This window comes from Ignavibacteriales bacterium (assembly GCA_016214905.1).
Classification (GTDB): domain Bacteria; phylum Bacteroidota; class Ignavibacteria; order UBA10030; family SZUA-254; genus PNNN01.
Genome location: JACRMQ010000007.1, coordinates 671,249 through 684,995, shown reverse-complemented (window position 1 = coordinate 684,995; position 13,747 = coordinate 671,249). Strand labels below are relative to the sequence as shown.

13 protein-coding genes are annotated in these 13,747 nt (G+C 42.3%); all 13 read right to left on the bottom strand.

The features are described from left to right. Positions 1 to 8 precede the first annotated feature (8 nt). A complete protein-coding gene (locus HZB59_10060; protein MBI5021772.1) occupies positions 9 to 347 on the bottom strand; it encodes a winged helix-turn-helix transcriptional regulator in 339 nt (112 codons plus the stop codon). Between the two features lie 232 nt (positions 348 to 579). Continuing rightward, a complete protein-coding gene (locus HZB59_10055) occupies positions 580 to 981 on the bottom strand; it encodes a DUF302 domain-containing protein (protein ID MBI5021771.1) in 402 nt (133 codons plus the stop codon). 54 nt (positions 982 to 1,035) lie between these two features. Beyond that, positions 1,036 to 1,311, bottom strand: coding sequence for an SHOCT domain-containing protein (locus HZB59_10050; GenBank protein MBI5021770.1), 276 nt, complete (start codon positions 1,309 to 1,311; stop codon positions 1,036 to 1,038). Positions 1,312 to 1,392: 81 nt separating this feature from the next. Then, complete coding sequence (locus HZB59_10045) at positions 1,393 to 1,920, bottom strand: hypothetical protein (protein ID MBI5021769.1); 528 nt, start codon at positions 1,918 to 1,920, stop codon at positions 1,393 to 1,395. Between the two features lie 99 nt (positions 1,921 to 2,019). Further along, on the bottom strand, positions 2,020 to 2,904 hold the full coding sequence (locus HZB59_10040; GenBank protein MBI5021768.1) for a hypothetical protein: 885 nt from the start codon (positions 2,902 to 2,904) through the stop codon (positions 2,020 to 2,022). After that, entirely contained in the window at positions 2,905 to 3,483 is a 579-nt protein-coding gene (locus tag HZB59_10035) for a sigma-70 family RNA polymerase sigma factor (protein MBI5021767.1), read from the bottom strand. It lies immediately after the preceding gene. 73 nt (positions 3,484 to 3,556) lie between these two features. After that, entirely contained in the window at positions 3,557 to 5,686 is a 2,130-nt protein-coding gene (cadA, locus tag HZB59_10030; GenBank protein MBI5021766.1) for a cadmium-translocating P-type ATPase, read from the bottom strand. 67 nt (positions 5,687 to 5,753) lie between these two features. Further along, on the bottom strand, positions 5,754 to 6,386 hold the full coding sequence (locus HZB59_10025; protein ID MBI5021765.1) for a tetratricopeptide repeat protein: 633 nt from the start codon (positions 6,384 to 6,386) through the stop codon (positions 5,754 to 5,756). Between the two features lie 234 nt (positions 6,387 to 6,620). Further along, positions 6,621 to 7,073, bottom strand: coding sequence for a hypothetical protein (locus tag HZB59_10020; protein ID MBI5021764.1), 453 nt, complete (start codon positions 7,071 to 7,073; stop codon positions 6,621 to 6,623). A gap of 647 nt (positions 7,074 to 7,720) precedes the next feature. Next, complete coding sequence (locus HZB59_10015) at positions 7,721 to 8,899, bottom strand: tetratricopeptide repeat protein (protein MBI5021763.1); 1,179 nt, start codon at positions 8,897 to 8,899, stop codon at positions 7,721 to 7,723. Between the two features lie 28 nt (positions 8,900 to 8,927). Continuing rightward, a complete protein-coding gene (locus tag HZB59_10010; GenBank protein MBI5021762.1) occupies positions 8,928 to 9,269 on the bottom strand; it encodes a P-II family nitrogen regulator in 342 nt (113 codons plus the stop codon). Positions 9,270 to 9,456: 187 nt separating this feature from the next. Beyond that, complete coding sequence (locus HZB59_10005; protein ID MBI5021761.1) at positions 9,457 to 12,561, bottom strand: efflux RND transporter permease subunit; 3,105 nt, start codon at positions 12,559 to 12,561, stop codon at positions 9,457 to 9,459. After that, positions 12,561 to 13,739, bottom strand: coding sequence for an efflux RND transporter periplasmic adaptor subunit (locus HZB59_10000; GenBank protein ID MBI5021760.1), 1,179 nt, complete (start codon positions 13,737 to 13,739; stop codon positions 12,561 to 12,563). The genes HZB59_10005 and HZB59_10000 overlap by 1 nt, the downstream gene beginning before the upstream one ends. Between the last annotated feature and the right edge of the window lie 8 nt (positions 13,740 to 13,747).

Here is a 13,747-nt window from a genome sequence, read left to right as displayed (position 1 = left end):
CAATGCCTTTAGCAACATTTTTGATTTGGCAGACTACTATTGATTTCATCAAAGAATTTTCGGATTTCATCGACCATCTCGCGCCACTTTTCTGTATTGATGCAGTAACACGAGCGCAGTCCTTCAATTTCACCCTTGATCAATCCTATCTCGCGTAGTTCCTTTAGATGTTGGGAAACAGTTGATTGTGCGAGGGGTAGAACTTCTACGATTTCACCACAAATACAACTCTTGCGTTTGGCAAGAGTTTCAAGAATCGCGACGCGCGCCGGATGCGATAGAGCATTTGCATACCCAGAAACTCTCGACTGTCGCTTGTCAAAACTGCTCTTCTTGCTAAATGCCATAATAATCTTATAATCGTTTATCGATAATATACGATAAGGGACTGTCCTTTGCAAATGAATTGTTACATCAAGGTCAACATTTTCTAAAATACCTGAGTCTGCGCCATTAATGAGTTTATTCAACTGATTTCTTAATGTTGGCATTGGTTTGCTCTTGCCTTTGTCCCACCTAGCTAGGGTTGTGGGATCAACAGTCAAGATTCTGGTAAGTTTCTTAATGCTTAATCCTTTTTTACTGCTCTAATGCCTTAATCGCTCGTTGAAGCTTTGATCTCACGTCATTGGCAACCTGACCGAGTGAAGCGTTTTCGATTGCCATCATCGAAGCAACCGGATCAACGGCAGCGACGATTGTTTTTCCGTCATTACCTTCGTATACAACAACGTTGCACGGAAGCATAAGTCCGATGTCGGTCTCAGCCTGCAGGGCTTTGAAGGCGTTTGGCGGATTGCAAGCGCCTAAGATTTTGTATTTTCGAAAGTCGACATCTAACTTTTTCTTCAGTGTTTCCTTCACGTCAATCTCTGTTAAAACGCCAAACCCTTCTTTCTTTAGTTCTTCGGTGACTTTTTGGATTGCCTCATTGTACGAGAGGTTCACCGTTGTTTTAAATGCGTATTTTGTCGTTTCCATTGTCTATTTCCTTTCTATGAAAGCAAATTAAAAAATAGCTCTGTTTGGACAGAGTCATTCTGCTAAATCTTTCTTCCTCCGTGTAAATTCCTCACCGTCTATCTCACCTTTCGCATATCTTCGTTTAAGTATTTCCATGGCAGTTTCTTCTTTGCTCAAGGGTTTTTCGGACTTGGTCGCTACAAAGGATCGATTCACTACGTTAAGAATTAACCGGAATATGGCATAAGCAACTAACGCCCAGAAAACGATGCCAATTATCATACCGAACGGTCCGCCGAAAAAATATCCGGGTCCCCACCACCATGAACAACCTGAATTCCACATCATTGCTTTTTCCTTAATAAAATGTTTAGTTTGAAAATGAGAGGGCAGATCAATTTGTTTCCACCCTCTCGTTTGATTATACAACTACCAACCCCACCGGTCTGACATCATTGAGCAGTCATCATGCGTGCCCATACTATCTCCCATATTGCCCATCCTGTCATGATCCATGTTCCACCAATCGTAATTATCGCCGAAGTACACTCTCTGCTCTTTGGTCAGAATCTTATTGATTTCACCTCTGTTATCTAAGCGGAGGTCTTGAATCTTGTCTTCCAGATTTCTAATCTCTGTTCTATAAGACTTGATTTTTCCGACATCAGCACCAGAACGAGAGGTATAACCTTGTGCTTCTATCCTCATGGAGTTCAATTCTTTCTCTATGGGTAATATTTTGCTCTCGTATTCAGACCATATATCCCGTATTTGGGATCTTTGATCTGTTGTGAGCCAATACTTCTCAGGAACATTAGCATTCGACCACCGTGATTCATTATTACCCCTGCAGCAACCCCAACCTTGCGCAGAAGCAAAGCTTGATATTATCGCAAATGTTGCTACTATCCCAAAGATAGCAATTAATGCTTTGAAATATCTGGTTTTTGTGAACATTATTTTAATCCTTTTATTTATCGTTATACAATTGTGAGTTCACATAATAAGACGCACAATAATAAAAATTGTTATCCTATTACCCGATCGGTAGCATTTTTATCGCATCCAATCACAACCGGGACCCCATTCGCACTTCTTTGACTGTTCCTTTCTCTGAGACCCGGGGGATGTTGAATATACCGAATCGGAATTTATTGAATGGTTATCATTCTGATCATCCATCATACCCCGCATCCAACGGTCACGCATATCACACATACCTATTGCCTTATCCACAATGGGGCGGCTTGATGGATCAGCTTGCGAACGAATTCTTTTTAACACATCTTTCTGTAGTGCATTCGTGTGACTGAGCTTAGTAAGAAAAAGAGATGCTGTTTGAGTCGGTTGTTTATTTTCCTCGAGTGCCAATTTTGCTTCATCAAGCATTGCCTTTAGTAACATCGTGTCAAGAGCATTGGATCGCTGAAAAGTTTTTATCATTTCCTCTAGACGCTTGTCGGAGAAGGTCAAGCGAAGTTCTGCTTTCTTCTCGGAATCGAATGTGAGCAGAAACTTTACCTTTTCAGTAACGAGTTTTATCGGATACAGTATATCGCCGGGGAGGCTATTGGCGGATATTGTGGTGATTCCGAAAACAATAATGAGTAATACAAACGTAGCATTGAGCGCCCATAGTAATTTAGGTCGCTGAAAAATATTTAGAAAAGAAATTATTTTGTGTTTCTTCCGATAGGTATTGGACGCTTTCTGATCTATAGTACGATTTGCTAATTGCTGACCTATAGTTATCAATGCCGCTGATATTGCTTCAGGTGCTGGTTCCGGTTGTGGTACTGCTTGAATCTTTTCAACCAGCATCAATAACGGCTTCAATTGGCCGACAAGATCAGGATATCCAGCCAAGCACTCCTCAATGCTTTTCCCATTTCTCAATTCCTTGATGCAATTATCCAAAAGCAATTCAATATCTCTTTCCATTCAGTCTATCTTCTCCTTTCCCAACTTCTCATAAGCGCCGAACAGTGTTCGCAGCGCTGTTAATGCTCTGAATTGGATAGCCCGAACCGCTCCTGCTGATTTACTAAGCATATTCGCAATCTCTTCCGTCTCATATCCTTCAATGAATTTAAGGGTTATCACTTTTTGTTGTTCTTCCGTTAGTTGAAGTATTGCATCTTTTAATTCATTCTGTGTCAACGAGTTTTCCATAGAATTGTCATTGTAGCCAACGGTTTCGGCTAAATCTTCTTTCATTTCAACTATTGATCGTACTGATCTACGACGATAATGATCTGTAACCATGTTAGAAGCAATAGTGTAAATCCATGATGTAAATGATCCTTTTTGTTCATTCATAGATTGAATTACTCTCGCACACACTTCTCCAGTTAGATCTTCTGCATTTTCAATACCATTAACACGGTAGAAAAGAAAACGATATATCTTTGGGTAAAAATGTTCACAAATTTTACCCAAGGCTTTAGGATTACCTTCTTTAGATTCCTCCAACAATATAAGGAGTTTATCTTCATCTAAGTCCTGGTGTGTTTTTTTCATTATGTATGCCAAATATAAAGACGCATAAGGGTTCAAATTGTTATGCTAACGCATAACTAAAAATAAAGTAAAATTATCCTTTAAGCAACCGCAGTCCGCTCGCAATAACAGCCAACTCACTTAGTTCATGTCCGATCACAGCAATCGGCAGCGTAAATCCGCCTGAAAGCGAGCCGACGACCAATGAACCAATGACAACCATCGATAAAGCAAGATTCTGTCGGACTACATGCTTCGTGCGATGCGCAAGGTACAGAGCATACGGAAGTTTTGAGAGATCATCTCCCATTAGTGCTACATCTGCTGTTTCCATTGCTACGTCTGTTCCGGCAGCACCCATTGCAATTCCTACTGTGGCAAGCGCCAAGGCAGGTGCATCATTAACGCCGTCACCCACCATCATGACTCTTCCATATTTCTCTTCAAGAAGTTTAATCTTGACGCATTTGTCTTCCGGCTTTAAGTCAGCAAAGAATTCGTCAACGCCCGTCTCATGAGCAATAGCTGATGCAGTTGCGGCGTTATCACCAGTGAGCATCACAATCCGTTGAATACCTTGCTTCCGCAATGCGTTCAATGTTTCCTTCGCATTGGGTCTGATGCCATCTCTGATGGCTATTGTCCCGTAAATCTCTCTTTCGTTTCCGACTAACACAACTGTCTTGCCTTCCCGTTGCAGTGTGTCAATACGATTCTTGAAGGCAGTGATGTCCAGTGCAAGGGCTTGTGTATAGAATACCGGGCTTCCAACAAAAATCTTTTTTCCCTCAACCAAAGCCGCCACACCTTGACTGGTGAGCGATTGAAATTCTTCGGCGCTGGGAAACACAATCATTCTCTTTTCCGTTTCTTCAACTATCGCTTTTGCAAGAGGGTGTTGAGAATAGCGTTCAACTGATGCGGCAAGCTTTAGTACTTCGCTTTCCGTTCGCTGATTGAGAGAAACGACATCCGACACTTGCGGCTTACCGAGTGTGAGCGTTCCTGTTTTATCGAGAGCTACGACCTTGACTTTTGCAAGTTCTTCCAAATAGACACCACCTTTGATTAGAACACCCTTACGAGCGCCAGTGCCGAGTGCAGACACCATTGTGATTGGAATTGAAATCACGAGAGCGCAAGGAGATGCGGCAACGACGAATACGGTTGCGCGCACAGCCCACTCCCACCATGCTCCATCAAAAATGGCAGGAATGAGACCGACAAGTATTCCAACAAGTAGCACGGCGGGGCTATACCATTTTCCGAATCGCCGAATGAATCGTTCCGATTTTCCCTTTTCTTCCTGAGCTTCTTCAACGAGATGAATGATGCGGGCAAGTGTATTGTTCTCAAACGTCTTTGTTGCTTCGACTTCGAGAGCGCCTTCTTCGTTGATTGTCCCAGCAAACACCATGTCGCCAATGCCTTTTTCAACCGGAACGGACTCGCCCGTGACAGGCGCTTGATTTACACTCGACGAACCTCGCATCACCTTTCCATCGGTCGGCATGGACTGTCCGGGTCGCACAAGAAAGACATCACCAAGAGCAATCTCTTCCACAGGGATTTCCAACTCCTGACCGTTCCGTTTCACTGTTGCAAACTTTGGAGACAAGTCCATAAGCGCACGGATGGCATTTCTTGTCTTTGCTTCAGTGTAACTCTCAAGCGCTTCCGAAATTGAATAAAGAAATACGAGAGTCAATGCTTCAGCTGGCTGACCTAATGCGAATGAAGCAATGGCAGCAACGCTCATCAACAACTCGATGCCAACCTCCCACTCTTTGAACAATTCTTCGAGCGCTTCTCTTCCAAAGTAGTATCCACCGATCAGCATTCCCGCGGCGTAGAGTATGGATGAGGGTAGCAGACCGAGTCCGGCAACATTCTCCAAAAGATATGTAAGACCGAGAATCACTCCAGAGAGTACCGAGGTAATGACTTTTGGATTTTTCCACGGCTTGGGCGCTTCGGCAACAGACCTTGACGGGAGAACCGGAAAACCCATTTGTGTTAAGGCTGACTTTACGGCGTCGGATTTGAGTATAGCCTCATCTATGGAAATCATAACCTTTGCCGATTTGGGAAACACGCGAAGTTCTTTGATTCCCGGAAGGTGTTCCAAGCCGCGTCGAATTTGTGCAGCTTCATTCTCACAATCAAGGTTGGCGACTCGCCATTCGATTATTTGACTTTTTATTTGACTTTTTGTTTGACTCATTGTGTTTCCTCACTGTTTATTAATTTACACTTTTCCACTGCTTACACAAAATAATAAATACTACCACTCATTGAGAAAGAATTTTACGATTCGGTTGTTCTGCAATGATTGTCTTTAATTCTTTCTTCACTCGTTCTGTATTCTCACCTGTTGATTCAAGTCTGAGAAATTTCTCCCATGCCCATCGTGCGCTGTCGGGCTTGTTCTTCTCGAAGCGGTACACAACGCCAAGGAGCAACCATGATTCTGCATAAGAAGAGTCAATAGCGATTGATTTACGTAGTAATGCTATACCTTCATCCGATTTTCCAGACAGACGGTAAGCATTACCCAAGCCAGTCAAGACACGTACATTGTTTTCATCAACAGTAAGAGCTTTATTAAACCATTTTACTGCGGTAGTATATTCTTCCTGTTGAAGATACAAATCTCCGAGTTGCGCCAAAGCGGGTACATTGTTCGGTCCAGTCTCAATTAACTTTTGCAACCTCATGATCTCGGTCTGGTTTGCTTGCTTCACCTGGTCCGGATTGTCGTCTCTTGAATGTACGTGGTCTGGCGCTTTCAGACTATTCACGAGAGTCACGCCAGCGTACCCGAGAAATCCTACCACAATTACCAAAAGGATTAGTAACGGTAGCGGTTTTCTTGTCCGACTCTCCGGTACAGAGAGCGTTTTCTCTATTTTCTTTTTTACCATTTTACCGATAATCCTTTATTTGTTGTACTCATATTGTTTCCTTACCCCGTTCGTATTTACATCGGATCTTCAACATTAATGATAAATGGAGTGTGGGCTCAGCTTGCCAGCCAAGTGGGAGGGTCTTGACTAACGTGGGTGCCAAGCCCACACCAATAATGTAACGCAGCTATACTGCAATTAATTTTACAACGCATAATTGCCATACTACTACCGACTGATGTAACAGCGAGATCATCGACGACCTCCTCTTGATCCAACGCCACGAGAACCGCCGCCACTGCTTCTTGACCCTCCTCCGAAACCGCCACCACGGAATCCACTGCTACTGCGTGGTGCTGAGAAGCTTGATCGAGAAGGTCGAGTTGTTGGCACATAAGATCGACCATGGTTTTGGAACGATCTATCCAGCCGACCTCCATTGCTATTGGATCTTATCGAGCCAGACGAAGAAGATCTAGACATACGCCGGTTCGGCTGATATGATGAGGATGGTTTGTCACTTCGCTCAGCATGTGAGCCGTTGCGAAGGTGTTGTCGGTCAATTGTTCTCTGTGAGACTTTGATCTTGCGTGAAGACATGGATTTTCTACCTGAGATCGACTCGTTGTTTCTGTCCGTGTTGACCGAGCGCCTCTTTTCGCCACGCTCACGAGTTAAGCCATAATCTCGAATACCACGACGCACGCTGGGGCGGTCAGTGTTCGTGTAGCCATAACCGTAGTCATCATAATATGGATAATAGTAGTGCCCTGAATAATACCCAAAGTAGGGATAATCCCAATGATGATTATTGTACCACGGATTATAGTATGCCGATAAAAAGCCGTACGACGGCCAGTGACTGTATGGATAGTAGTAGGATAAACCAAAACGATAGCTAGGATACCAGCCGTAGCCATAACCGTCATTGTAATAGTTATCAATGACTATTTCGCTCTTACTACTATCCACAGCGGTCGTGCCAGATTCCGATGAGTAATACTCATCGGAGTACTGCCCGTCTCGTGTGGTCTCCATTTGGGTGTAGCAGCCGGAGAGTATAAGGGTCAACAGCGCAAACACGCTGAGAACTGTCCCCAAACTTCGTGTTGTGTTCATGTAAATACCCTCACTTTCTTTGAATGTGTTTAATGTTTCAGTTAATTATGATAGCAACGTGGTTCGTTCACGTGCTCAATTTACATTTCGAGTTATCAATTTCAAACGATTCAACATCGGCTATACCTTTAGCAGAAGGTAAATAATAAAAATAAATACCCCCACAGCAATAAGAACAATCCAACGGTCAGGGGCACTCTCGAAGATCTGATAATATGATTTTATCGGCCGCTTCACTTTCTCTCTTCAGTAGGAAAGTAACTATTTATACTGAAAAATAATGAAGCCTTAGGATTTTCCTCCATAATTGTAGAGGCTTCCTTAAACTCATCAATGGCTCTTTCCTCTTCACCCTTCAGCCTATAGAGAACGAAAAGCAAATAATGTCCTTCAGCCTGTGATGGATTCTGCTTGTGATCCTCAAGGGCAAACTCGATCGCCCGATCATAATCCTTTTTCTGAAAATAGATATTTGCAAGGAACAATTCCATCCGGTTGAAACGAATTCCCAGCGAGGCAAGGTCGTTTATCTCCCTTAACGCACTGTCGTACTCTTGCTGCAACCAATATCCGAGCGCATTGCCAACACGGCTTTCGATATCGAAAAAGTCTCGTTCGAGAGCTCTTTGAAACGTTCTTATGGCTTCTCCGAATAGACCTTGCTGCAAATAAACTATCCCTAATGTGCGAACAGACTTTGGATTTGCGGAATCAATGGAGGCAGCAGTATTCAAAGTTACTATGGCTTCATGTAACCGTCCCATGACGCTGTATAACACACCAAGATTATGAAAAGCAGATGGTCTCATCGGATGAAATTTTACGGCTTTCTGAAAATACTGTAGCGCCTGCACCTCACTTCCGGCTTTCTGGTACAGCACACCGAGGTTTGTGAGAGCATCATAATGAGTGCTATCTATCTTTAGGATTTGTTCGTAATAACGGCGTGCACCATCAATATCTTCTTCTCCTGCTGTTATTTCGCCGAGGATATTGAGCGCATCCATTTTCGTTGAATCATCGGGTAATGCAAGAAGGGCATACCTTTTCGCCTCGTTTGCCTTTCCATCGGACAGAAGAGCAATAGCTAAGCCAAGATTCGCATCGACATACCGTTCATCAATTTTGAGCGCAAGTTTAAAGAATCGCTCTGCTTCCTGAAATTGCTTTGTGGAAAGGTATGCACGACCGAGAAGATTAAACGCCTTCGCATTTAGTGAATCAGTTGCAATGATTTCATCAAGCAGAGAAACTGCCGACGTGAACTTTCCGGCATTTAGATATTCCTCAGCCTGCGCCATCACTTTCTTACTGTCGGTATTACGCTGTTGCCCAATCACATTGGTTGGGATTAGGAACCATAGCAAGAATACTAATGCTGTAATTCGATACAAACTAATTACGATAGTCATGGTACTTTTTTATCACTCCTTTCGTTACCTAAATCGCTTTCTCACCCCGCTCGTTTGTTCGGATCTTGATCACGTCTTCTATGTTGATGATGAATATTTTTCCATCCCCCGTATTTCCTGTGTGCGAATATTTCTGTATCACGCTTACAACCTCATCAACCATTTCATCATGCACAACAAGTTCTATTTTTATTTTTTCCACATAATCGTGTAGTCCTTCTCTGATTGCATCTTTCGAATCTTTCGCTTTTGATTTACCAAATCCCTTAATCTTAGAAATAGTAACACCCGGTAACCCTTCAATTCTATGAAGAGCAGTGATTACATCATCCAATTTGAACGGTCTTATTATTGCTTTAATCTCTTTCATTTTATTCTCCTTATAATTTATAAAATACGGGGTTGACTAAAAATTAGATTTTGGGCGGTAGCCGCAACCTTCAGGTTGCGTTTATGCCATGTTTTCGCAGACATTCCGCCAAAGGCGGATGAGCCTTCGGCTCAAAAGTCTGCGGCTACCAGTAATATTTTTTTTAAACAACCTCGGTATACTTCATTTACATTTCCGCTTCAACTTGTTTCTTCTCAAACCAACTGTAAACAGATGGAATGATTAACAATGTCAACAAAGTCGAAGTAATCAATCCGCCAACAACTACTGTTGCAAGCGGTTTTTGAATTTCCGATCCGGCTCCGCTTGCAAAGAGCATCGGCATAAGACTGAAAATTGCAATTGATGCCGTCATTAACACAGGCCGCAATCTGTCAAGACTACCTTTTCTGATTGCGTCTTGCAGAATAATTCCTTCTTCACGCAATTGTGAAATGTGTGAGACCAAGACAACACCGTTTAGCACAGCCACGCCGAACAAAACAATAAATCCGACTGAAGCCGGAACAGATAAATACAATCCGGAAATGTAGAGAGAGAAAACTCCACCAATAAGAGCGAAGGGCAAGTTCGAGATTACTAACAGCGCTAATCGAACTGACCTGAATGTTACAAATAAGAGAAGCAGTATTAATCCGACGGCAACGGGTCCGATGATCATGAGCTTGTTCATTGCTCTCTGCTGATTTTCAAACTGTCCGCCCCAGGTCAAAAAATAACCTGCCGGTAGTTGAACATTAGCTTTTATTTTTTCTTTTGCCTCGGCAACAAAACTTCCGATATCCCTTCCGCTGATGTTCATCTCGATGCCGATTCTTCTTATTCCATCTTGCCTGCTTATCTGAACCGGTCCCTCGATCATTTTTACGTCGGCTAATTGCGCAAGAGGAATATTCATTCCCGTTTTTGTAGGAACTAATATGTTTTCTATCGCTTCAATCGAATTTCTTTTTTCTTCCGGTAAACGGACGGTGATATCAAAGTTTCTGTTCTCTTCATAAAACTTGGAGGCAGATTTTCCGGCGACAGCTATTTCTATGACATTCTGAACATCGCTTATGTTCAATCCATACCGAGCTATTTTCGAACGGTCAATGTTTACAGTTAAGTATGGCTGTCCCGAAACCTTTTCAGTCAACAAATCGGTTCCTCCTTCGATTGAAGACAGAACTTTAGAAATTTCATCCGATTTATTTTTGAGTATATCAATATCTTCACCGAACAGTTTTAGAATCAATTGAGCGCGCGTTCCGGCGACCAACTCGTCAATTCTGCACTGGATCGGCTGGCTGAATCCGAAACCGAGTCCCGGTATCGATTCCAAAGATTCACGCATCTCATTTGTCAGTTCTTCTCTGGAAATATCCCGCTTCCAATCGCCCTTTGGTTTTAAGATTCCAACGTAACCGGTTTTATCTACACCGCGGGTATCAAGTGCAACTCCCGTTTGACCGGTTCGCGATACGACGATATCCAATTCGTCAAATTCTTTCATTTTCTGACCAGCAAGCTGATTTACTTCCATAGCTTTCGAAAGTGAAACTCCCGGAAGCAACGCAACATCCATATCGAACGCACCCTCGTCCATTATTGGTATGAATTCGGTTCCCAATCTTGTGAAGAGGAACAATGTGGCAATTAAAAATAATCCGGAAATAGTTAAGATCAGCATCTTTTTCTTCATGGTATATTCTAAAAGCGGAAGATAATATTTTGTTGCATACTTCATGATGATGCTTTCTTTTTCCTGCTGAGGTTTCAGAAAGATGGCGCAGAGAACCGGTATGACAAAAATGGAAAGGAACAATGATGAGAGAAGCGCTATCGCAACTGTTTCAGCAAGCGGTCCGAACATCTTTCCTTCAATTCCCTCCAACGAAAGAATCGGAATGAACGTGATAGCAATGATAAGCTCTCCGAAGATACTCGGTTTTCTCACTTCCAGCACCGCTCTAAGAACTGTCAATAATTTTGGATGTTTATTGCCGCCATCACTGAGGTGCCTCTGCACATTTTCGACTTGAATGATCGTTGCATCTATGATCATCCCGATGGAGATCGCAAGTCCGCCGAGCGACATTAAGTTCGCGCTCAATCCGACAATCCTCATAACGATAAATGTAACAAGGAGGGAAAGAGGCAGGGCAATCAACACAACAAAGCTTCCTCTAAAACTTCTTAGCAATAAATACAATACTATCAGCACAAGAATAGCGCCCTCAATCAACGCTTTGTTTACCGTATTCACGCTTGCGTTAACTATATCACTTCTATCATAATAAGGCACTATTTTAATTCCATCAGGAAGGATATTGTTCTCATTTATTTCTCTAACCTTATCTTCTACTCGCTTAACAACTTCGCGGCTGTTCTCACCGCGAAGCATCATCACTATACCACCGACACATTCATTATTACCGTTGATCATTGCTGCGCCCATCCGAACTGCTTCGCCAATCTGAACTTGTGCAACATCTCTTATGTAAGTCGGTGTTCCTTCGTGGGATTTCAGCACAATGTTTTCTATATCGCTTACATCTTTTATCAATCCAACACCGCGGACGATATATTGATCGGAATTTCTTTCCAGAATATTTCCGCCAACATTTTGATTGTTATTCTCAATAGCGGAATAAACCTCATCTGCTGTTATTGCGTACTTCAGTAATTTTTCGGGTGATACTATAACTTGATACTGCTTAAAGTAACCGCCGAAAGAATTGATTTCATTTACTCCGGCAACGTTTTTAAATTGCGGTGTGATGATCCACTCTTGAATTGTTCTCAAGTTTGTTAAGTAAGATATTTTTTGAAGAGAATCCTTCGGCATCTCACCCTCGAGTGTGTACTGATAAATTTCTCCCATTACCGTTGCCATTGGTCCCAAAGCGACTTCAACGCCTTTGGGAACATTTTCCCTTGCCTCAGCTAACCGTTCAAAAACCAACTGGCGGGCAAAATAAATATCGACGTCGTCTTTGAAAATTATAGTCACGATTGAAAGTCCGAACTTTGTAACCGAACGCATTTGTTCAACATCCGGCAATCCGCGCATCGCCATCTCTATAGGATACGTAACGTTTCTTTCAATCTCGATAGCCGACAGTCCATCCGCATGGCTTACTACTTCAACTTGAATGTTTGTTACATCCGGGAAAGCATCAATTGGTAAAGTTAAATATGAATACAATCCGAATGCGACAATAAGAAGAGAAAGAAAAATGATAGTTCCTTTCTGGTTCAGCGTCAAAGAAATTATTTTTTCTAACATCAGTGTTCATCTCCTGTTAATTCATCTTTTTTCAGTTCGCTCTTTAAATAAAACACACCTTTGGATGCGACTGTTTCACCTTCTTTTAATCCATTCTTGATTTCTATCTTAGTATCAGCAATCGTTCCGGTGATGACATTTCTTTTCTCAAAGGTTGTATCGCTCGTTTGAACGAACACATATTCCTGTCCGGTTTCTTTCACCACAGCTTCATCCGGGATCATTATTGCTTCTGCCTTCGCACCGATTGGGATTCTCAATTCACCGAACATTTGCGGTTTCAGTTTATTGTTTGGATTGCTGAACTCCACGCGTACGGTAATTGTTCTTGACTGCTCGTCAACCGTTTGACCAATGTATATTATCCGTCCGTTAAATTTCTCGTTCGGAAAAGTTGTCGTAGTGAATACAGCATTTGTTTTTTGGCTTATCTTTGCTAAATCCTTTTCATAAATTTGTCCATCTACCCAAACAGAATTTGTGTTGATTACTTTGAAAGCGTTTGTTGTCGCGTCGACAAATTGCCCGATAACAACATTTCTTTCAACAACAATGCCGTCAATGTGCGATTTAATAGGCAATGTGCCGGAAGTATGTTCTTCGCCGATCTTTTCATTTGTTACGTCTTCATCACTAAGACCGACTGAGTGAATTCTTTTATCTTCCGCCTTGTATTCCGCGAGCGCCTTTTCATATTCAGCTTGGCTTTCTAATAAAGCTTTTTGCGATCCTATTTTTTCATCGAATAATTTCTTCTGTCTTTCATAATTTGTTTTTTCATAATCGAGAGTTGCCTTTGCTTTTAAGAATCCGGCTTTAATCGTGCCGACGTCGAGACCTTCAACCGTCAATAAAGTTTGCCCTGCTTTTACATAATCGCCGACTTGCACAAATACTTGATGCACTCTTCCTTGCATCAGTGAACCGACCTGTGCTTCAAGATCCTGATTTGGTAAAACTTTAGCTGGAGCGGTTAATACTCCTGTTAATGGAATCATCTTTGCGGTAAAAAGAGTGAGACCAATATCGGATGCGCTCTTTTTTGCTAAAGTGACGACCTCATGTTCCGTTTCATGTTGTTCTGTTGTGTTATCATCTTTAGATTTGTCGCCGCAACCGGGCGCCATGAGACTACCGATGATTAATACTAAAATTGGGAAATAAATTCTTGAATTCATGATATATA

Coding starts and splice junctions, on each gene's coding strand:
- HZB59_10000 (MBI5021760.1), bottom strand. CDS start 13,739: ATGAATTCAAGAATTTATTTCCCAATTTTAGTATTAATCATCGGTAGT.
- HZB59_10055 (MBI5021771.1), bottom strand. CDS start 981: ATGGAAACGACAAAATACGCATTTAAAACAACGGTGAACCTCTCGTAC.
- HZB59_10040 (MBI5021768.1), bottom strand. CDS start 2,904: ATGGAAAGAGATATTGAATTGCTTTTGGATAATTGCATCAAGGAATTG.
- HZB59_10015 (MBI5021763.1), bottom strand. CDS start 8,899: ATGACTATCGTAATTAGTTTGTATCGAATTACAGCATTAGTATTCTTG.
- HZB59_10045 (MBI5021769.1), bottom strand. CDS start 1,920: ATGTTCACAAAAACCAGATATTTCAAAGCATTAATTGCTATCTTTGGG.
- cadA (MBI5021766.1), bottom strand. CDS start 5,686: ATGAGTCAAACAAAAAGTCAAATAAAAAGTCAAATAATCGAATGGCGA.
- HZB59_10025 (MBI5021765.1), bottom strand. CDS start 6,386: ATGGTAAAAAAGAAAATAGAGAAAACGCTCTCTGTACCGGAGAGTCGG.
- HZB59_10050 (MBI5021770.1), bottom strand. CDS start 1,311: ATGATGTGGAATTCAGGTTGTTCATGGTGGTGGGGACCCGGATATTTT.
- HZB59_10060 (MBI5021772.1), bottom strand. CDS start 347: ATGGCATTTAGCAAGAAGAGCAGTTTTGACAAGCGACAGTCGAGAGTT.
- HZB59_10010 (MBI5021762.1), bottom strand. CDS start 9,269: ATGAAAGAGATTAAAGCAATAATAAGACCGTTCAAATTGGATGATGTA.
- HZB59_10005 (MBI5021761.1), bottom strand. CDS start 12,561: ATGTTAGAAAAAATAATTTCTTTGACGCTGAACCAGAAAGGAACTATC.
- HZB59_10035 (MBI5021767.1), bottom strand. CDS start 3,483: ATGAAAAAAACACACCAGGACTTAGATGAAGATAAACTCCTTATATTG.